14 protein-coding genes are annotated in these 19959 nt (G+C 71.8%); 4 read left to right on the top strand and 10 right to left on the bottom strand.

Going from position 1 to position 19959, the window contains the following annotated elements; genetic code table 11:
- Positions 1-59: 59 nt before the first annotated feature.
- Both ACFC96_RS07225 and ACFC96_RS07220 read right to left on the bottom strand, forming a co-directional pair.
- Positions 60-1646, bottom strand: coding sequence for a sodium:solute symporter family protein (locus ACFC96_RS07225; RefSeq protein WP_376610732.1), 1587 nt, complete (start codon positions 1644-1646; stop codon positions 60-62).
- Between the two features lie 206 nt (positions 1647-1852).
- Positions 1853-2635 carry an SDR family oxidoreductase gene (locus ACFC96_RS07220; protein ID WP_376260321.1) on the bottom strand — a complete coding sequence of 261 codons (783 nt, stop codon included), beginning with the start codon at positions 2633-2635 and terminating at the stop codon, positions 1853-1855.
- Positions 2636-2716: 81 nt separating this feature from the next.
- On the opposite strand from ACFC96_RS07220, the gene ACFC96_RS07215 reads away from it, so the two are divergent.
- A complete protein-coding gene (locus ACFC96_RS07215) occupies positions 2717-3559 on the top strand; it encodes a hypothetical protein (RefSeq protein WP_376260319.1) in 843 nt (280 codons plus the stop codon).
- 147 nt (positions 3560-3706) lie between these two features.
- On the opposite strand, the gene ACFC96_RS07210 is transcribed toward ACFC96_RS07215, so the two are convergent.
- The 3 genes from ACFC96_RS07210 to ACFC96_RS07200 form a co-directional block, all read right to left on the bottom strand.
- Positions 3707-3916 (bottom strand): DUF397 domain-containing protein, encoded by a 210-nt coding sequence (locus tag ACFC96_RS07210; protein WP_376260317.1) that lies wholly within the window; start codon positions 3914-3916, stop codon positions 3707-3709.
- A gap of 244 nt (positions 3917-4160) precedes the next feature.
- Complete coding sequence (locus tag ACFC96_RS07205; protein ID WP_376260315.1) at positions 4161-5030, bottom strand: helix-turn-helix domain-containing protein; 870 nt, start codon at positions 5028-5030, stop codon at positions 4161-4163.
- Between the two features lie 322 nt (positions 5031-5352).
- Positions 5353-6084: a GPP34 family phosphoprotein gene (locus ACFC96_RS07200; protein ID WP_116512478.1), complete on the bottom strand. Its 732-nt coding sequence runs from the start codon at positions 6082-6084 to the stop codon at positions 5353-5355.
- Between the two features lie 279 nt (positions 6085-6363).
- On the opposite strand from ACFC96_RS07200, the gene ACFC96_RS07195 reads away from it, so the two are divergent.
- Positions 6364-8943: a D-alanyl-D-alanine carboxypeptidase gene (locus ACFC96_RS07195; protein WP_376610958.1), complete on the top strand. Its 2580-nt coding sequence runs from the start codon at positions 6364-6366 to the stop codon at positions 8941-8943.
- Positions 8944-9031: 88 nt separating this feature from the next.
- Here the strand turns inward: ACFC96_RS07195 and ACFC96_RS07190 are convergent, their stop codons facing one another.
- From ACFC96_RS07190 to ACFC96_RS07175, 4 genes are all read right to left on the bottom strand, one after another.
- Positions 9032-10738 carry a hypothetical protein gene (locus ACFC96_RS07190; RefSeq protein WP_376610731.1) on the bottom strand — a complete coding sequence of 569 codons (1707 nt, stop codon included), beginning with the start codon at positions 10736-10738 and terminating at the stop codon, positions 9032-9034.
- 140 nt (positions 10739-10878) lie between these two features.
- On the bottom strand, positions 10879-12207 hold the full coding sequence (locus tag ACFC96_RS07185) for an extracellular solute-binding protein (protein ID WP_376610729.1): 1329 nt from the start codon (positions 12205-12207) through the stop codon (positions 10879-10881).
- Positions 12204-13400: a hypothetical protein gene (locus tag ACFC96_RS07180; protein ID WP_376610727.1), complete on the bottom strand. Its 1197-nt coding sequence runs from the start codon at positions 13398-13400 to the stop codon at positions 12204-12206. The genes ACFC96_RS07185 and ACFC96_RS07180 overlap by 4 nt, the downstream gene beginning before the upstream one ends.
- A 38-nt stretch (positions 13401-13438) precedes the next feature.
- Positions 13439-15721: a tetratricopeptide repeat protein gene (locus ACFC96_RS07175; protein ID WP_376610725.1), complete on the bottom strand. Its 2283-nt coding sequence runs from the start codon at positions 15719-15721 to the stop codon at positions 13439-13441.
- Positions 15722-15848: 127 nt separating this feature from the next.
- Between ACFC96_RS07175 and ACFC96_RS07170 the strand changes: the two genes are divergently transcribed.
- Complete coding sequence (locus tag ACFC96_RS07170) at positions 15849-17096, top strand: globin domain-containing protein (RefSeq protein ID WP_376260306.1); 1248 nt, start codon at positions 15849-15851, stop codon at positions 17094-17096.
- A 41-nt stretch (positions 17097-17137) separates the two neighbouring features.
- Here ACFC96_RS07170 and ACFC96_RS07165 read toward each other — a convergent pair whose 3' ends face one another.
- Positions 17138-18295, bottom strand: a complete 1158-nt coding sequence (locus ACFC96_RS07165; protein WP_376610723.1) for a sulfite oxidase — start codon at positions 18293-18295, stop codon at positions 17138-17140.
- 269 nt (positions 18296-18564) lie between these two features.
- Between ACFC96_RS07165 and ACFC96_RS07160 the strand changes: the two genes are divergently transcribed.
- Entirely contained in the window at positions 18565-19932 is a 1368-nt protein-coding gene (locus tag ACFC96_RS07160; RefSeq protein WP_376610956.1) for an FAD-binding oxidoreductase, read from the top strand.
- Positions 19933-19959: the final 27 nt, after the last annotated feature.

Genomic DNA, 19959 nt, shown 5'->3' with positions numbered 1-19959 from the left:
ACGCCGAAGCGCCGGACCGGCTGTGATCAGCCCGCCCGGCGCCCGGTGAGGAACTGGGGTTACGAGAGCCGGCCGGGCGGCTGCGAGCCGACCGTCCCGTCCTGCGGTTCCGCCGGCGCGGGAACCGCGGCCGCCCCGGTGGACCCGTCGTCGTCCGTGTTGATGCGCTCGATGAGCGAGTCCCGCTCCGGGGTGTCCTCCGGCTTGAGGTGGCCGATGAGGATGTAGAGCACGAGCGAGACGGCCAGCGGGATCGACACCTGGTACTCGAGCGGCACCCCGCCCTCGACGTTCCAGCTGATCGGGTAGTTGACCAGCCAGAAGGCGAGCAGACCCATGGCCCAGCTGGTGATCGCCGCCGTGGGACCGGACTTGCGGAAGGCGCGCAGCAGACCCAGCATCATCGGGATCGCGATCGGGCCCATCAGGCCCGCGACCCACTTGATGACGACGGTGATGATGTCCTTGAACGTGGGCGAGTTGACCTGAGTGGCCACCGCCATGGACAGACCGAGGAAGATCACCGTGGTGAGGCGGGCGGCGAGCAGACCCTTGTTCCCGACCCACTGCTCCTTCGCCCTCTTCGAGACCGCGGGCGCCACGTCACGGGTGAAGACGGCGGCGATGGCGTTCGCGTCGGAGGAGCACATGGCCATCGTGTGCGAGAAGAAGCCGACGATGACCAGGCCCAACAGGCCGTGCGGCAGGAGCTGTTCGGTCATCAGGCCGTACGAGTCCGAACCGTCCGGCTTCTGCGCGTGCACCAGGAGCGGCGACACCCACATGGGGAAGAAGAGGACGACGGGCCAGACCAGCCACAGGACCGCCGAGAGGCGGGCCGAGCGCGTGGCCTCGCGGGCGGAGCCGGTGGCCATGTAGCGCTGGGCCTGGTTGAGCATGCCGCCGTTGTACTCGAAGAGCTTGATGAAGAGGAACGCCAGCAGGAACACCGTGCCGTACGGCCCGACGAGCGGCTTGCCGTGGCCCGCGAGCTCGGGCTCGTCCCAGACGCCGAAGATGCCGCCGAACGGGCCGAGCTTGGAGACGACGGCGACGAACATGGCGACACCGGCGATGAGCTGGATGATGAACTGCCCCAGCTCGGTGAGCGCGTCGGCCCACAGTCCGCCGATGGTGCAGTAGATCGCCGTGATGACGCCGGTGATCAGGATGCCCTGGTTGATGGAGATGCCGGTGAAGACGGACAACAGGGTGGCGATGGCGGCCCACTTGGCGGCCACGTCCACGATCTTCAGGAGCATGCCGGACCAGGCCAGCGCCTGCTGGGTGCCCAGGTTGTAACGGTTCTTGAGGTATTCGAGCGGCGACGCCACATGCAGCCGTGACCGCAGCCGGTTGATGCGCGGCGCGAACAGCTTCGAGCCGATGGCGATACCGAGCGCGATCGGGAACGACCACGTGACGAACGACGTCACGCCGTACGTGTACGCGATGCCGGCGTATCCGGTGAACATGACGGCGCTGTAGCCGGACATGTGGTGCGAGATGCCGGACAGCCACCAGGGCATCTTGCCGCCGGCCGTGAAGAAGTCGGAGACGTCGTCCACCCGTTTGTGGGACCAGACGCCGATCGCGACCATGATGCCGAAGTAGCCGATGAGCACGGCCCAGTCGAGACTGTTCATTGAGCCCCCTCCAGGGGTCTGGTCCTACTTATGAACGCCGTTCATGGTGTGGGGAGCCAAAGGGCCAGGACAACGCACCGGAGGGTCAAGGGACGGTAAAATCGTTCTACTTATTGACTTGCGTTCATGTCCATGAATGGAGATGGGGGCAAAAAGGACCGCACGGCGGTGGGTGCCGTGCGGTCGGATCCTGGCCGCGCGCCGGGCTACCGCATCAGCTCGCCCGCGTTGACGAGAAGCGACTGCCCGGTGATGGCCCGCGCCCGGTCGGAGGCGAGGAACACGGCGGCGTCCGCCACGTCCCCGTCCGTGGCCAGTTCGGGCAGCGCCATCCGCTCGGTGAGCCGCCCCAGGACCTCGTCCTGCGACACGCCCTCGGTGTGCGCGGTGAACCGGACGTACGCCTCGACCGGAGGCCCCCACATCCAGCCGGGCAGCACGGTGTTGACGCGGATGCGGTGCGGGCCGAGCTCGCGGGCCATGGAGTACATGGCCGAGGTCAGCGCGCCCTTCGACGCCGCGTACGCCGCCTGCCACACCTGGGAGGGCGCGGCGACGGCCGACTGCGTGCCGATGACGACGACGGAGCCGCCCCGCTCCTTGAGTGCGGGCAGACAGGCCCGGGTCATGCGCAGTGTGCCGAGCAGGTTCACGTCGATGACCTGCTGCCACGTCGAGAAGTCCGCGTCCTCCAGGCCGCCGAAGTAGCTGTCCCAGGCGGCGACATGGACCACGGCGTCGACCCCGCCGAACCGCTCGCGCGCGAGCCCCGCGAGCGCCTCGCACTGGCTCTCGTCGGTGATGTCCGTCGCCGCGTACGCGGTGTGCGTGCCGTCCGGGTCGATCCCGGCGGCCGACTTGGCGAGGTTCGCCTCCGTGCGCGCGCCGAGCACGGCGTTGCCGCCGTCGCGCACCACGGCCGCGGCGACCTGGTGGCCGAGCCCGGCCCCGACCCCCGACACGACCACTGTCTTTCCGTTCAGGAGCATCCGGTCGCCTCCCGGCTATGGCAGTTCTTCTGACGGGGCGTCAGAGTAGGCCCGTCCGGTGGAGGAAGGAAGGGGAGCGTCGTGAGCGAGGACACGAGGAGTGAGGTGTACGCGGAGCTGGCATCGGTCGGCCCGTACGGGGTGCGCCCCGGGCACGCCCTGATCACCATGGTCGAGCCGCACCCCGGCCATGAGTACGCGTACAACCGCTGGTACGAGGACGACCACTACTACGCCGGTGCGATGGCGATGCCCTGGATGAACTCGGGGCGCCGCTGGGTGGCCACGCGCGAACTCCAGCTCCTGCGCTACCCGGAGAAGTCGGCGGTCGCGCAGCCGGTCACCGCGGGCTGCTACATCTCCACGTACTGGATCACCGACGGCCGCTACGACGACCACATGAAGTGGACCGTCGGCATCAACAAGCGGCTCAACCGGGACGGGCGCGTCTACCAGGACCGCACGCACGTCTTCACCGCGTTCCAGGACCACGCGGCGACCGTGTACCGGGACGGGGCGGCCGGACCGCGCGACCACCACGCCCTCGACCACCCCTACCGGGGTCTGGTCGTGGAGGTCATCGACGCCGAAGGGCCCGAGCGGCGCGACGAGTTGCTGGAGTGGCTGCGCTCGCGGCACCTGCCGAAGCGGCTGGCCGGCTCACCGGCGGCGATGGTCACGGTCTTCCGCCCGACACCGCTGCCGGGCGACCGGATGTCGTACGTGAAGCAGGTCGAGGGAGTCGACACCCGCCTCACGCTGCTGTGGTTCCTGGAGGCGGACCCGGCCCTGTGCTGGGGGGACCACTTCACGGGTCTGGACGCGGCCGTCCACGAGTCGGGCCTCGGCCGCGTCGAGCTGGTGGCGCCCTTCATCCCGACGATCCCCGGCACCGACACGTACGTGGACCGGCTGCGCGGGTGATCCGGTGAAAAAAGCCGAGCCCCCTCGGCCAGGACGGCGGGCCAGTCGAGAGGGCTCTTTCAGTACCGCAGTGGTGCTCTCTTGGTGCCGAAATGATGCTGTGCTGCTGAGTCGGTGCTGTGCTGCGATGGGGAGCTCTCCGATGCCTCAGGCGGCGTCGAAGGCGCCCCGGCCGACCTCGGTCACGAAGGAGTTCCATGAATCGGGGGCGAAGCCGATCGAGGGCCCCTCGGGGGCCTTCGAGTCCCGCACCGCGATCGCGGCCACGAGGGGGGACTTGACCTCGACGCACGCGCCGTTCCCCGTCGAATAGGAGGACTTGATCCAGGAATTCGTGCCGCCCTGCTGAATTGCCATTTTTTGCTCCGGTCTAGCCAGTGGTCGAATTGCTGTCACCGCCTCTGTGAAGCGGTTTGCGCCAACGTGGTACCTGATGGCGTGATCGACGCTACTCGCCAACATCGGTGCGCGAAGAGGCCATTCACTCGACCGGATGGCATATTCCAGTGGGGTCTTCCGCCCCGCCGCGGCGAAGGTGTACCGTGCGGCACTTTTCTCGCGCGGGGCGGATTCTGTCCCTCTGGACCCCTTTTGGATCTCCCTAGGCCGCTTCGTGGAGCGCGTATTCCTGGGCGATCTTCGCGATGAACTGTCGGGATTGTTCCACATTCAGTGCCTGTGCCCGCAGATGCTCGTACATCACGCTGTACTTCTGCACGTCGTTGGCCTTTTCCAGGTAGAGGTCACTGGTGACGCCCTCGATGTAGACGACGCTCGAATCCGCGGCGTCCGGGAACTCGAGAATCGCGTACTGCCCGTTCAGGCCCGGGTGCGCGCCCATGTCGAACGGAATGACCTGCACGGTCACATGGGGCAGCTGCGACTGCTCGACCAGGTGCTCCAGCTGCTCACGCATGACGGCCCGGCTGCCGACGACGCGGCGCAGCGCCGACTCGTCGAGCACGGTCCACAGCCGCAGCGGGTTGTCCGGCGCCGCGATGCGCTCCTGGCGGCGGACGCGGACCTGGACCCGCTTGTCGATGTCGGTCGACGTGGTCTCCGGGAGCGCGCCCGTGATCAGCGTCTCCGCGTACGCCCGGGTCTGCAGCAGACCGGGCACGACCTGCGGATCGTAGACGCGCAGGCTCGCCGCGTCCGTCTCCAGTCCGATGTAGACGCTGTACGGGATGTCGCCGAAGGAGTGCCACCAGCCCTGCTGGCGGGAGTCCTTGGCCATCTGCATGAGCGAGTCGACGATGCGGTGGTCCTCGACCTCGTAGACCCCGCACAGGTCACGGACGTCGCGCTGACTGATGCTGCGCCGCCCGTTCTCGAGCCTGCTGATCTTCGACTGTGAGACCAGGAGCCGCTCGGCCACCTCTTCGGCGGTCATGCCTTTGAGCTCGCGGAGCCGGCGCAGCTCCTGGCCCAACCGGCGTCGCCTGACGGTGGGATTGACATTGGACGCCACGGGACGTGCACCTCCGGCTGCGTGCCTCTGTGATTCTTTGCCTATCGTGCGAATCTGCTGCTCAGCAGATTGCCACCCTGGGCTTCATACCGCTGGGAAACGGCGGATATGCGCAGCGGACACGGCAGTTGGGCATGCGGCGGGACGTGCGGGCGGACGTGTGGCCGGTGTGGCCGGACATGCGGCCGCGCGGGGCGCCGGTCCGTGTCGTCGTCCCGACGTCCGGATCCGGCACCCCGCGCGGCTCAGCGGCTCCCGGACCGGTCTTGGGGGACTGCGGCGCGGCGCTGTTGCGGTGCGGACTGTTCAGATGGTGCGGTGCTCAGTGCGCCACGGCGCGGGCCATCGACCCGTGGTGCGGCTGCATCGGAACCCTGCCGGGCTCCGGGGCTCCCCTGCCCGGCGGGGCCGGGCTGCGGCGTGGCTGAGCGGCCACACCGTTCTGGACGTCCATCACGGCGTGCGCCACGAGGCCGCCCATGGGGTCGTGCCTGATCAGGTCCCGCAGCCGGGAGCGGGACGATCGCCCCTCGTTCCCCGGATACAGATGCTTGCCGAGTCCGACCGCGTGGGCCAGTGCGGCGAGCGCCGCGGTCCGCGGGTCCGGCGGTACGCCGGTCCGGATCGCGCTGTCCAGCCGGGACCTGATCTCCCGGCTGATGGCCGTGTCCGTCGCCTGGTAGCGAGTCGTCGGCAGCACTCCGCACATCTGGCCGGCCACGGCATGGACCATGCCGCACCTTTCCAGATGCGAGAGATACGTCTGGCGCAGCCCCAGTCGGGGCCCGCCGATCCAGTGCACCGCGCGTACCGGGGTGCCGCGCCTTCGCAGCAACTCCAGTGCGCAGTCCAAAGTCGGATCTCCGGTCGGCCGTGGTGCCACCACGGCGATACGATCCCCGTCTGGGGCTATCCGTCCGGCCAGCGCCAGCTCTACTAGCTGTGCTCCGGCCAGACCTAGGTCGAGCGACTGCGGCTGCGCTGTGGTACCCGTGGCCGGGTCCAGAGCGAGCAGCAGAAGCTCCTCCGGAATTGTTCTGCGGCTCCTGCCCATCCATGCCTCCCCGCGTGGATGAATGACAGGGTGACCCCTCTCACATTGGTCTGTCGAGGGTGCGTGGGTGCTATGTACGGGAACCAGTAGGTATGTCGTTCTCGTCTACCACGTGGGTGAAGCCCCCACACAGGACACTGGTACATGGTTCGGACAGCAGCAGCGGCGTAGCGCGTGGCGCGTAGCGAGGAGGCATCGGTGGCGGGGACCCCCGACAGGTCGAAGCAGCAGGAGTCGTCGGGAGGACCGATCCCGGAGGAACGTGACCCGAGGCTCGCGATGGCGCGGCAGTCGCCGGAGCGGGTCGATCAGGCGACGGCGGTGTTCTCCGTCCGGGACGTTCCGGCAGCGGGTTCCGGTTCCGGTCCGGTTTCGGGGTCGGCGGAGAATTCTTCGGCGGGCTCGGTTGCGGATGCGGATGTGGACGCGGATGCGGATGCCTCCGGCGCGGAGGGCTCGGGCTCGGCTTCCGGCTCGGCATCGGCGTCGACATCGGTGTCGGAGGCCGAGGCGGACTCGGAGACCGAGGGTGGCTCCGGGGGCGGTACGGAACCGGGTTCCGGCGACGAGGCGGGCGACGCGCGCCTGCGTGCCGCCGTGGCGGCCTGGGTGTCCGGTCCGCGGGACGGCTCCGCCGACGGGCCCGAGGCGGCCGGTGACGGTGCCGCTGACGGGGCGGAGGGTGCCGCCCAGGCGTCCGAGACGGACGGGCCGGAGGCGGCGGACACCGCGTCGGACGCGGCGGAGGACGACGGCGCCGGCGATGACGCCGTGGCCGACACCGCCGAGGACTCGGCCGGCGCCGGGGCCACGGACGCCCCCGAGGGGTCCGGCGACGACGCGGACGCCGAATCGGCCGACGTCCCCGAGGCAATGGGCGACGACGCCGAGCAGGCCGATGCCGCCGAGGCACCGGAAGCCGAGGCGCCTGCCGACGCGAAGCCGGTCGACGCGGCGAAGGCTGATGCGAAGCCGGCCGACGAGGCAAAGGCTGATGCGAAGCCGGCCGACGAGGCCGAGGCTCCCGCCGATGCCAAGCCGGCCGACGAGGCAAAGGCGCCTGCCGACGCGAAGCCGGCCGACGAGGCGAAGGCTGACGCGAAGCCGGCCGACGAGGCGAAGGCTGACGCGAAGCCGGTCGACGCGGCGAAGGCGCCTGCTGACGCCAAGCTGGCCGACGAGGCCAAGGCCGACGCGAAGCCGGTCGACGACGCGAAGGCTGACGCGAAGCCGGCCGATGCGGCCGAGGCTCCCGTCGACGCGAAGCCCGCCGCCGACGCGGCCAAGGCTCCCGTCGACCAGGCGACCGCCGTCTTCAAGGCCGTCAAGCCGCCCGTCGATCAGCCGACCCAGATGCTCAAGTCGCTCGGGTCCAAGCCCGCCGGCGCGGGCAAGGCCGAGTCCGATGCCGAGCGCACCAGCAAGTTCGTGCCCCTCAAGAGGCTCGACTCGGGCACCCCGGCCAAGCCCGAGGCGCAGCCCGAGGCACAGTCCAAGGCGCAGCCCACCGCCCCGCCGCCCGCGAAGCCCTACGTCGGGCCCGAGCGCACCACCCAGCAGCCGCTCCCGCCGCTGCCCCCGCTCGACCTCCTGGCCGAGCTCACGAACACGCCGCCGCCCGCGGAGACCCCGGTCCGCACGGCCGTGCGCAGGGTCAAGATCTGGACGCCGATCGTCCTGCTGCTCGCCGTCGTGTTTGCGGTCGTACAGGCCGTGCGGCCGCTGCCCACGCCCACGCTGGCGCTGACCGCCAAGTCGACGTTCACGTTCGACGGCGACAAGGTCTCGCTGCCGTGGCCGGCCGAGGGCCAGGGCTCGATGGACGTCAGCGGCATCGGCTCGATGGACCGGTTCGGCGAGCAGAAGCCCGTACCGATCGGGTCCGTGGCCAAGGCCATGACGGCGTACGTCGTGCTCAAGGACCACCCGCTGCAGCCGGGCAAGGACGGTCCGTCCATCGACGTGGACGCGAAGGCGGAGAAGGAGGGCGGCTACGACTCCGAGGGCGAGTCGACGCTGAACACCGTCAAGGAGGGCGACAAGCTCAGCCAGAAGGACGCCCTCTCGGCCATCATGATTCCGTCCGCGAACAACGTCGCGCGGCTGCTGGCCCGTTGGGACGCCGGTTCCGAGGAGGCGTTCGTCAAGAAGATGAACGCCACCGCCAAGGATCTCGGCATGACCGGCACGACGTACACGGACCCGTCCGGGCTCAAGGAGACGACCGTCTCCACTGCTCAGGACCAGGTCCGGCTCGGCAACGAGCTGGTGAAGATCCAGGCCCTGATGGACATCACCAAGCTGCCGACGTGGAAGGACCCGTCGGGCAAGACGTGGCAGAACTACAACCGCCTCGTCCCGTACAACAACGCGGTCGGCGTGAAGACCGGTTCGACGACGAAGGCCGGCGGCAACCTGCTCTTCGCCGCGACGAAGGACGCCGGCGGCGAGACCGTGACGGTCGTCGGCGCGATCCTCGGGCAGCACAGGGCGCCGATCATCGACACCGTGAACGCGGTCAGCAAGACGGCGATGCTCGCGGCGCAGGACGCCGTGAAGGCGTCGACGATCCTGAAGAAGGGCGACGTCGTCGGCTACGTGGACGACGGGCTCGGCGGGCAGACCCCGGTCGTGGTGACGAAGAACGTCTCGGCGGTCGGCTGGGCGGGCCTGACGGTGAAGCTGGAGCTGGCGGACGGCGCCAAGGGCACCGCCGTCCCGCACAGCGCGAAGGCCGGTACGCAGGTCGGCGAGCTGAAGGTCGGCGACGGTTCGGGCGGTGCCGTCACCGTCCCGGTCGCCCTCCAGAAGGACCTGGCCGAACCCGGCTTCGGCCAGAAGCTCACCCGCGTCGGCTGACCTCTCGGCCGGCTACACGCGCAAGCGCCCCCACGGCACACAGCCGTGGGGGCGCTTGCGTCAGAAGACGCTGCCGTCGCAGGAGGGCTCACTTCGTCTTCGGCGGCACGCACTTGGGTGCCGTCTTGCCGGACGGCCCGCCGTACTGCGAGCTGATCCGGACGTCGCCCGGTTCCTTCACCGTCAGGCGCGTGAACTCGCCCTCCTCGCGCAGGCACCCGCTGTCCGCCCACAGCCACGGCGAGTACGCGATCCGCACGATGATCGAGCCGGCCTTCGGCATCCGTACGACGAGGTTGGCTCCGTCGGAGCGGACCACCGAGCCGGGCGAGTCCACCAGCGGCACCGCGTTCTTCACGCGGTAGATCCGCCAGTTGGCGTCCCGCCACACCGATTCGAGGTAGTCCGGCTCACTGGACACCAGCTTGTGCTCCAGCTCCGCGGGGCCGTCCGGCTCGCCGTTGTAGACGACGACGAAGCCGACGGCCCACTGGGAGAGCCAGGCGTGGTACGAGGCGGAGGAGAAGGCGCCCTCGGGCACGTCGGTGCCGCCGTGTCCCTCGTAGAAGAGCCGTCCGCGCTCGACGTCGGCCTGCCGGTTCCAGCCGCGCGCCATGTTGATGTAGGGCGCGAGGACGGCCGCCTCGCGGTGGTCGCGGGCGGGGACGACTTCGACGCGGGTGCGTTCGGCGCCGAGTTTCTTGAGCGTGGAGACGACGCCGTCGGTCTTGATCGCCCACTCGGGGACCTCGGTGTTGGCGACGACGTCGGCGATGGTCTTGCCGGACAGCCAGCCCAGGGAGAGGACGATGGCGACGACGCACATCACGCGCTGCCGGTGGGGAGGGAAGAAGCCGCCGAGTCGGCCGTCGTAGCGGGGCCCGAGGTCCCGGTTCATCACGGCGGCGAGGAGCAGCGCGGGCGCCACGATCTCCGTGAGCCGCTCCACGTTCGTGCCGATCGGGGTGGCGATCAGATAGGTGAGCACCACGCCGATCGCGTACACGGCGGTGCCGAGGCGTGTCACACGCCAGGCGCGGGGCGCGCACAGCAGGACGACCGCGCACACGATGAGGGGCGGGAAGATCCGCCCGAACGGCATGGGCTGTTCGCCCTTGAACGGGAAGAGCCAGGTCGTCACGCCCACGATGAGCACCGGCGGCAGGAGCAGCGACAGGGCCTTGCCCCACTGCCGGTCCAGGAGCCACGCGGCGCCGGCCACGACGAGGAAGAGCCCGGCGACGGGGCTCGCCATCGTGGACAGCGCGGCGCACACCGCGGCGACGACGATGCGCCGGCCGTTCATGTGCGCGAGGACGGCGCCGAGTCCGAAGGCCACGCCCAGCATGAACGTCGAGCGCCCCGACACGACCTGGCACCACAGCGAGAACCCGACCACGAGGGCCGGCCACAGCGGTCTTCGGATGCCGGTGCGCTCGACGATCGACGCGGCGAGCCAGGTGGACGAGACGCCGGACAGGAGCGTGACGGGGACGACGCCGAACAGTGCCATCAGGTAGGGCGAGATGAGGCTGTAGTTGGCGATGTGGAGGCCGCCGTACCAGAACAGGTTGTACGCGGAGCCCGGGTACATCTTGGCGAACTCGGCCCATGCCACCTGCGCCGCGAGGTCACCGCCGCCGGTCGCGAGGAACGCCAGCCACAGGACGTGCAGCGGCAGTATGCAGGCGGTGACGAGCAGGGCGGTCCGGTGCCGGCCGTGCCAGGGTTCGGGGATGTCCGGGGACCGGCGCGCGCGTGCGGCAGGGGGTGGAGACAGTTCGGCAGAGGCCACTGCGGCGTTCCGTTCCGGTCGGACGGGCAATTGTGTTCGGAAAGACGCTAGCCGTGGCCCGGGAGTTGGTTGACGCCCCCCTGATGTTTGCGGCAAATCTACGCAGGGCCGTCGGAGTCCGACGCCGCTGCGGCCGGTCGTCACGAAAGGCCCTGGCCGCCCGGTGACGCGCAGATGTCGTCCGGCGCGCGCACCTGTCCCGACCGGCCCGACGGCGTTCCGGCGATCTGGGTGCGGACGGTCTCCAGCTGCCCGAGGAGCGTGTCGAGCGTCCCCGTGCGCGGGTCCTGGAAGTACGTCAGGACGGCCCGGTAGAACGCGTCGCGCAGCACGGGCGGCATGACGTCCGACGCGTCGAAGCACAGGGTGTCCGCGTCGTGGGTCAGATACGAGGCGACGGCCCGGCCGGTCGGGTCGGCCGGCTGGGGGTCGGTCGCGTCGGGGAAGAAGGGCCGCAGATGCGCGTCCGTGGACCGGGACCACGTCCGGCGGCCGTCCTCGCTGGTCAGGAGCGTCACGAGGTCCTGCGCCGCCGGGTTGTCGGTGAGGACGGCGGCCATGTCGCCCGACACCTCGTACGTGTCCTTGTACGCGGCCTGCCCGTGCAGGAACCGGGCGGCCGGCTCCACGCGCAGGGTGTTGTCGGCGATGGCGCCGGGGTAGAGGGAGCGGATGAAGGAGCCCTGGTGTTCGTGGGTGCAGCCCGGGAGGGAGCCGCCGAGGAGCCCGCGCTTGGGGGCGTTCGGGTGCTCGGGGTCGGGCGTGCCCTCGAACGACATGGTCAGGGAGCGCTCGACGGACTTCGGCGACCGCGGGCCGAGGATCTCGGACCAGGTCGTGAAGGCGCGGCGCACGGCCGGGTCGTGTTTCCAGTCGAGGCGGCCGGTGGCCCACCGCGTGTACGTGTCGGGGCCCGCCTGGTGGAGGAGGATGTCCTCGATCCAGTCGGTGCCGGGCCATCCGGAGGTGGCCTGCGCGGCCATGCCCACACACCAGTCGGGCGCCTCGGTCCCGGCGGCGCGCTTGCTCCACACCACGCTCTTGAGGTTGACCCGCAGCGGCACCCAGTAGGTGCGGTGCCTGCCGCCGAGGGTGAGGGTGGGGGACCAGGGCGGGTAGCCGCGTTCGGCGGCCTGTGGGGACAGCGGTTCGAGTTTGCCGTCGGCCGCGTACTCGGTGAGCTCGCCGATGCTGTTGAGGATCGCGACGTCGGGCGGGGCGCCGGCCTCCAGCTGCGCGACGAGGGTCTCGCGCAGGGAGCGGGTGCCCTTGTAGACGTAGTGGTGACCGCTGTGGTGCGACAGGCGGGCGAGGGCGTCCTCGAACGCGGCGCCCTCGGGTCCGGTCCACGGCCCGAGCACGACGACGGTCCGGTGCGCGTCGCCGTCCGCGCAGCCGCCGGCGAGCGCGGCGAGGGCGAGCAGGCAGGCGGCGAGCGCGAGCCGGAGCGCCCTGGCCCGGCGCCTCATACGGCGGTCCCCGGGCGCCCCACGAGCAGATACTCACGCCGGTAGGCGTGGAGGGTGACGCCGGTGACGGCGGCGACGAGCAGACCGGCGGGCGCCACCCAGGGGGCCGTCCCGTCGACAGCGGCGAGTCGGCCGTGGTCCAGGACGTCGTCCATCGAGCCGGCGAGCGTGCCGACGGCGGTGTCACCGGGCGGGTCGATGCGGTGCTCCTCGACGGCGACCTCGGTGGCCGGCGAGGTCACCGCGTACAGGCTGCGGGCGATCGGCACGGTGTCCTCCTGGGCGGTGTACGCGTACAGCCCGTCGACGGCGATCGCGGGTACGGCGAGCAGCGGCAGCGCGGCGGCGAGGAGCGGCACGCTGGCCGAGACGCGGAAGCGGACCCGCAGGAAGCGCAGGGTGCGCCACAGGCCGGCGATCAGCAGCACGAACGCGACGGCCGACACGGCGGCGGCGGTGACGGCGGCGGGACCGAGCGCGGCGCGGGCCTCCAGGCGGTCGCGCAGGGCCCGTTCGAGGTCCGAGATGCGGTCGACGACGGTCGTCGCCTCGCTGCCGGTGACGGGTGCGCAGCGGGGGTAGGTGGCGTAGCGGTCCGTGGCGGGTTCGTAGGGACCGCCGGGATCGGGTGAGCAGAGCATGCTCTGGGCGTACGAGAGTCCGGCCTTGCGCAGGGACTCGTCGGAGACGTTCGTCTGGGCCCAGGCGATCCAGCGCTCGTAACCGTCGACGAGGCCCGAGACGACGTCGAGTTCCTGGCGCTCGGCGGCGGTCAGGGCGCCGCCGCGCGCGACCTGGCTGAGGTCCTGGGCGGCGCGGGTGATCCGGGAGCCGTAACGGGGGGTGAGTCCGCTCAGCTCGACGGCGTCCCCGGCGTCGAGGCTCACCTCGGCCTCCCGCTGGGCGATCCGCAGCGAGATCCGCGCGTCGGCCAGGTCGCGCAGCGCGGGCGCGATGTGGGTGCGGATCGCGGCGGAGTCGTCGCGCAGGGACGTGGCGGTGAAGCCGAGTCCGGCGAAGGCGACGGCGGCGAGGAGGGGCAGGGCGACGAGCCGGTCGTGGAGGTAGGCGCGGTTGCGGGGCGGGCCCGCGGCCCGTCGGCCCGGCCGGTCCGTGGCCCGCACCGGCGGGGCCCACGCGTACCGCCACAGCACGCGCGCGCCGTTGAGCACGGCGCCGGCCGAACGCCTCACCGGAGCCTGTGCCCGCCGGGCCCACCCCCGCGTGGGCGTCACCGGTCCGCCGCCGGTCGCCGTCCGGTGAACCGGGGCAGCGGGAAGGGCGGCCGGGACCGGTCTCGGCGGTGCCACAGCCCGAGGGGCCTGACCAGGTAGGCGCGGTCCAGGAGGCGTTCGGCGACGGCCTCGGCGTGCGGGCTGTCGGAGCGGGCGGCCTGCCGGGCGAGCGCCCGGTAGAACTGCGAGAGCTGACGCCTCAACGTGACCCCCTCGTCCGGGAATTCGAGCCGGCCGCCCGCGTCGCGCGCGTCCTGGTCGCGCCGGGCCGCAGCCGCCGAGAGCCGCCCGAGCGCCTCCGTCCCCACCTTCCCGTCCGCCACGAGGCGCTGCGCGGCCTCCCACACCTCGGCCTTCATCCGCACGCGGGCCTGTTCGTCGGTGAGCCCGTGCTCGTTGAAGAGACGGGCGAGCCGGGTGAGCGCGGTGCGCAGCCCGTCGGCCGTCGTCGCGTACTCGACGGCGACGCGTACCGTCGCGGTGCGCGCTCCGGTGCGGTGGCGCGAGTGCTGCGGCACCGCGTCGAGCGCCTCGATGGCGTACGTGTCGGGGGTGGCGCCCCCGAGCGCGAGGCGGGCCCGTGCCGCGCCGAACGCCGCGCTGCCCAGCGAGGGGTTGCGCAGCCGTACGGCCTCGTAGAAGGTCAGCGCCTCGTGCCAGTGGCCGAGCCGCTCGGCGCAGTGGCCGAGGGCGAGCTTGGGCGCGTACTCGCCGGGGATGGCGCCGTAGACCTGGTCGAAGTAGTCGCGCGCGGACGCCACGTCGCCGGCGGCGAGATCGAGGAGGCCGCGGTGCCAGTCGACGCGCCAGTCGTGCCGGGACAGTTCGCGTCCGATCCCGTCGACCGCGCCGCGCAGCTCCTCGGCGGCGGATTCCAGGTCCGGCCCTTCGCCGTTCGCGCGTTCGGCCCGTACGGCGACGCGCAGCCGGAGCCTGCACCGCAGGAGCCGCACCTCGGGGGAGTCCCGCCAGTCACCGGTGTGCTGGAGGAGTGCGGCGGGGTCGGCGTCGGCGAGGCGGCTGAGGCCGTCGTGGTGGGCGTCGTGCGGGTCGGGGCGCGGCACGGGCAGACGGGCCGCGACGTCGGCGGCGGACGGCGGCTCGTGCAGCGGGGCGGGCGCGACGCCCACGGCGGGGGTCGCCCACCGGGGCAGGACCGGCGCGACTCCGAGCGCTCCGTCCAGGGCGTACGGGGACTGCAGGAACAGCGGCGACGGCTCGAACGTCTCCTGCCCGGTCCGCAGCGACCGCAACTCCCGGAAGACACCGCGCAGTTGGTCCGCCATCTCGTTCGCGTCCGCGTACCGCTCGGCCGGCTCGGGGCGGGTGGCGCGGCGCAGGGCGCGGGCCAGCGAGACGAGGCCGAGGCCTTCCGGGGCCGGGGTCGTGGTCAGCGCGGCGGCCTGCGCCGTCACCGGGTCGCCGTCGTGCATCCGGTCCAGGGCGCCGAGTTCGGCCAGCGAGTGGGGGCCGATGCCGAGTCCGCTCAGCGTGCGCAGCGTCTCGCCCAGGCTGAACAGGTCGTCGCGCGGGGCGGACGCGCCGGCCAGGGCGGGCGGGGCGAGCGGCACGTTCGGCGCGCAAAAGCCCTCGGTCGTCAGGCCGGGCGCGCCCTCCTCGCGGATGGACCCCACGTCGATGACCTTGGTGGTGGCGCCGTCGTGCATCACGTTCTGCGGCTTCAGGTCGCCGTACACCTTGCGGGGTGCGGGCCGCGCGTGCAGGTGGTCGAGCGCGGACAGGACGCGCAGCCCGTACGCGAGCACGAACTCGTGGAAGCGCGCTCCGCCGAACCGGTCCGGGTCGTGCCGGGCCAGCGCGCGGATCTCGTCGAGGTTGAGCCCGTCGACGTACGGCAGGACGAGGAAGGGGCCGACGCGGGCGTGGCGGCCGTAGTTGAAGACGGGGATGATCCCCTCGTGGTGGAGGTCGGCGAACGCCTGCCGCTCGTCCTCCAGGGATCCGATGCGCGGGGCGAGTTGTTCCGGCCGCAGGGTCTTCACGGCGACCTCGCGGTCGTCGACCTTCCTGTCGAGCGCGAGATAGACGTCGCCCATCCCGCCGCGCCCGAGACGCCGTACGACCTGGTACTGCCCGGCCAGTAACTCGCCCTGTTCCAGGGCGGCTTCGCCGGGGCCCTCGGCCCGTCCCCGGTCGTCGCGCGGCCTGACCTCGGGCAGCGCCGTCGGATCGGGCCCCTCGTCGGGCAGTGTGACCCGGGCGCCTCGCGGCCCGTCCGGAGGCGGCATGACGAACAGCGGACCGGAGGACGCCGTCATCGGCCGCCCCCGAATTCTCCGGTTGCTCCCACGTCCCCCCGCATGCTGCCTCAGGATAGGGGCGCGGCGTCCGGATGGCGCCCGTGCGTAGGCCTCCGGCCTGATCGTGGAATGGAGGCCCCGGGCAGTGACCACGAGTACCGGCACCAGACCGTACGCCGCCCTGAACCCGGCCCTGATCCGCTCCAGTCTCGCGGTTGCGGAACGCCGGGCCGACGCGCTGACCACGTACTTCTACGCCCATCTGTTCAAGCACAACCCCGGCCTGCGGGCCATGTTCCCGGAGCGGATGGAGGAGCAGCGCGACCGCCTCCTCGCCGCGCTGACCACGGCGATCCTCAACCTGGAGGACACCGGCGCGCTCGTCGACCACCTGCGCACGCTCGGCTTCGACCACCGCAAGTTCGGGGCCCGCCCCGAGCACTACCCGGCCGTCGGGCGCAGCCTGATAGCCGCCCTGAAGTTCTTCTCGGGCAGCGCCTGGACGCCCAGGACGGAGGCCGCCTGGCGCGCCGCGTACGAACTCATCTCCAAGATCATGATCGCCGGGGCGGAGTCCGCGCCGGAGTCGGAACCGGCCTGGTGGAACGCGGAGGTGCTCCGCCACGAACGCCGCGCCGCGGACATCGCCGTCCTCACCGTGCGCCCGGACCGGCCGTATCCCTTCGTCGCGGGCCAGTACGCGACCCTGACGGCCCCCGAGGCACCGCAGGTCTGGCGCCCGTACTCGATCGCGAACGCCCCGCGCCCCGACGGCACCCTCGACTTCCACATACGCCGTGTCGAGGGCGGCCTCCTGAGCAGTGCCCTGGTCGACGAGGTCACCCCGGGCGGCACCGTGCGCCTCGGCCCGCCGCTGGGCACGACGACGCTCCCGAAGGCCCCGGAGGGGGAACTGCTCTTCGTCGCCGGGGGGACGGGCTGGGCGCAGATCAAGGCGCTGATCGAGGAGTTCGCGGTCCGCCGCGGCTCCGCGACCGCCACGCTGCTCATCGGCGCCCGCACGGAGGGCGACGTGTACGACCACGGAGTCCTGGAACTCCTCGGCGGCGCGCACCCGTGGCTGCGCCTGGTCGGCGCGTTGCCCGCGGGCGACGGGCCCGGCGCGGACGCGACGCTCCTGCGGGAACTGACGCGTTACGCCACCGCGCAGAGCCTGCGCCACGCGCCCGCAAAGTGGCCGCACGTGTACGTCAGCGGGCCCCCGGCCATGGTCGACACGGTGGAGACCCAGCTGGCCATGCTGCACCGCGTGCCGCCCGACCGGGTCCACCACGACCCGTCGGCCCCCCACGACACGGGCGAGCGCCCGGAGACGACGGCGGAGTGGTTCCTGATGAAGCGCCGGGTTCCTTGGATCCGGCCCCGTCCGTGACGGCCCCGGCGGTGCGGGTGCCGGCGTGAGGGGGCCGGCCGTCAGAGACAGTGGACGGGGATGCGCTGGACGAGGTTGTTGGCGAAGCCGCCGCGGTTCCACGGCTGGGTGAGCGGCTGGGTGCGGCCGGTGGCGTCGGTGGCGCGGGCGCCGAGGACGTGGGTGCCTGGCACGGCGGTCCACGCGGCGTGCCAGTGGCGCCAGGCCGCCACGCGCCCGTCCTGCGGGGCCCCTTCCACCCGGTCGTCGTCCGCCGGGTCCAGCGTGGCGTCGGTCCACGTGGCGCCGTCGTCCGTGGTCACGTCGACCTTGGACACGGGGCCGTGCCCGGACCAGGCCCGGCCTTCGAGCAGTACGGGCCCGGGGCGGACGACGCGGGCCCGCGACATGAAGTCGGGGAACCCGGGCGGGATCATCAGGGCGCGCGGAAGGATCCTGGTGACAGGCTCGCCGGGATCCTCGGCGTCCCAGCGGAGGCGGTACGCGACGGCCTGCTGGAACCCGTCGAAGGGCGCGTCGACGAGCGTGATCCGGCGCAGCCACTTCACCTGCGCCATGCCGTACCAGCCGGGGACGACGAGCCGCAGCGGGTGGCCGTGCTGCGGGGGCAGGGGCGCGCCGTTCATCTCGTACGCGACGAGGACGTCCCCCGCGGCCACCGCGACGGGCAGGCTGCGCCGGTAGTCCTGCTCGACGCCGCGCTCGACCCCGTGGTCGGCACCGGTGAAGACGGCCTCGACGGCGCCGTCCTCCACCCCGGCCTCGTCGAGGAGCACGCGCAGCGGCACGCCGGTCCAGTCCGCGGTGCCGACCGCCTCGACCAGCCAGGGCTGGCTGACCGGCCGGGGCGTGAGCAGGGCGCGCCCGTTGCCCGCGCACTCCAGCGTGACGCGGCGGGTGACGGTGGGCAGGGACCGCAGGGCCGGCAGGTCCAGGGTCAGCGGCGTCCTGACCAGGCCGTCGACCGTGAGCCGCCAGTCGTCGGCGCTCGTGTCCGGGATGTCGTAGTGGACGAGGACGTAGTGCAGGCCGGGCGGGGTGACGTCGTAGCGGAGGGCTTCGAGGGGCAGGCCGTGATTACGCGCGGCGAGTGCGAGTTCATCGGGGGTGATGCCTTCGCCGGGGGCGGCGAGCCGGCCCGGGCGACTGACGCCGCCGAGACCGTCGGGTCCGTGCATGACGTGGTCCGCTCCGTCCATGTCTTCATGGTGCTCCGCGATTGCGGGGCCTGCCGGGCGGGCGGATCCTTGAAGAGTCAGCCGGCGCTCGATGACGTGTGTCGGTGGCTGACGGGGGTGCCCGCGCGCCGGCGCACGAACCGCTCACCGACGCCCGCCGCGAGGCGGGAAGACGGGACGGGGGGACAGCGGTCCGCCCAGCGATGTGTCCCGTCGAGGAGAGCGCCATGAACGAGACCGACACCGGCACCACGGCCACGGACCCGACCACCACGGACGTCGTCGGCCTGATGCGAACCGAGTTGCGTGGCCCGGTCATTGCGCAGGGAGACCCGGAGTACGACGAGGCGCGCAAGATCTACAACGGGATGATCGACCGGCAGCCGACCGCGATGGTGCGCTGCTCGGACGCGGCGGACGTCATGACGGCGGTCGACTTCGTCCGCGACCACGGACTGGAACTCGCCGTCCGCGGCGGTGGCCACAGCGGCGGCGGCCTGTGCCTCGTCGACGACGCGGTCACGATCGACCTGTCACCGATGCGCTGGGTGCGCGTGGACCCCGCGCGGAAGACGGCGTGGGTGGGCGGCGGCAGCCAACTGCGCGACCTGGACCACGCGGCGCACGCGTTCGGCCTGGCGATACCCGCCGGAATCATGTCGACGACCGGCATCGGCGGCCTGACCCTCGGCGGCGGCCACGGCCATCTGACGCGCAAGTACGGCCTCACGATCGACAGCCTCCTCAGCGTGGACATGGTCCTCGCGGACGGCAGCTTCGTCACGGCGAGCGAGACCGAACACTCCGACCTGTTCTGGGCGTTGAGGGGCGGTGGCGGCAACTTCGGCATCGTCACCGCGTTCGAGTTCCAGCTGCATCCGGTGCACACGGTGGGCGTCGCGCTGACGCTGTGGCCGGTCGAGAAGACGCGTGAAGTCCTGGAGTGGTACCGGGAGTTCCTGCCGCAGGCACCCGAGGACCTGAACGGCTTCTTCGCCGTGCTGGCCGTGCCGCCGGGACCGCCCTTCCCCGAGGAGATCCACGGCAAGAAGATGTGCGGGGTGGTGTGGTGCTGGACGGGAGACCTGGCCCGCACGGACGAGGCGATCGCGGCGGTGGAGGAAGCGGGCCCGCCCGCCTTCCGGTTCACGGCACCGATGCCGTACCCGGCGCTGCAGACCATGTTCGACGAGGTGCTCCCCAAGGGCCTGCAGTGGTACTGGCGCGGCGACTTCTTCGACCGCATCCCGGACGAGGCGATCGACGTACACGTCAAGTTCGCCGAGAACCTCCCCACCGCGCTGTCGACGATGCACCTCTACCCGGTGAACGCGGCCGCGGCCCGGGTCTCCGAGGACGCGACGGCCTGGGGCTACCGGGAAGCGGTCTGGTCGGGCGTCATCGCGGGGATCGACCCGGACCCGGCGAACGCGGATGTGGTCAGGCAGTGGGCGAGGGAGTACTGGCACGACCTGCACCCGTACTCGATGGGCGGCGCCTACGTGAACTACATCGGCGAGGACGAGCACCAGGACCGCGTCCGGGCGACGTACCGCCACAACTACGACCGTCTGGCGGAGGTCAAGCGCAAGTACGACCCGGACAACCTGTTCCACGCCAACCAGAACATCCGGCCGGCGGTGGGGGAGGCCGCGTAGGAACGTGGGATCGCGGGCTCGGCGTGC

This window comes from Streptomyces sp. NPDC055955, from assembly GCF_042270245.1.
In the GTDB taxonomy this organism is placed as follows: domain Bacteria; phylum Actinomycetota; class Actinomycetes; order Streptomycetales; family Streptomycetaceae; genus Streptomyces.
Note: the sequence above shows the minus strand (reverse complement) of the source record. Positions and strands in the feature narration are given on the sequence as shown.

Bases quoted from the DNA above. Each gene is read 5' to 3' on its own strand.
- ACFC96_RS07225 (WP_376610732.1), bottom strand. From the start codon at position 1,646: ATGAACAGTCTCGACTGGGCCGTGCTCATCGGCTACTTCGGCATCATG.
- ACFC96_RS07220 (WP_376260321.1), bottom strand. From the start codon at position 2,635: ATGCTCCTGAACGGAAAGACAGTGGTCGTGTCGGGGGTCGGGGCCGGG.
- ACFC96_RS07210 (WP_376260317.1), bottom strand. From the start codon at position 3,916: ATGGCAATTCAGCAGGGCGGCACGAATTCCTGGATCAAGTCCTCCTAT.
- ACFC96_RS07200 (WP_116512478.1), bottom strand. From the start codon at position 6,084: ATGGGCAGGAGCCGCAGAACAATTCCGGAGGAGCTTCTGCTGCTCGCT.
- ACFC96_RS07195 (WP_376610958.1), top strand. From the start codon at position 6,364: ATGGCGCGGCAGTCGCCGGAGCGGGTCGATCAGGCGACGGCGGTGTTC.
- ACFC96_RS07185 (WP_376610729.1), bottom strand. From the start codon at position 12,207: ATGAGGCGCCGGGCCAGGGCGCTCCGGCTCGCGCTCGCCGCCTGCCTG.
- ACFC96_RS07175 (WP_376610725.1), bottom strand. From the start codon at position 15,721: ATGACGGCGTCCTCCGGTCCGCTGTTCGTCATGCCGCCTCCGGACGGG.
- ACFC96_RS07165 (WP_376610723.1), bottom strand. From the start codon at position 18,295: ATGGACGGAGCGGACCACGTCATGCACGGACCCGACGGTCTCGGCGGC.
- ACFC96_RS07160 (WP_376610956.1), top strand. From the start codon at position 18,565: ATGCGAACCGAGTTGCGTGGCCCGGTCATTGCGCAGGGAGACCCGGAG.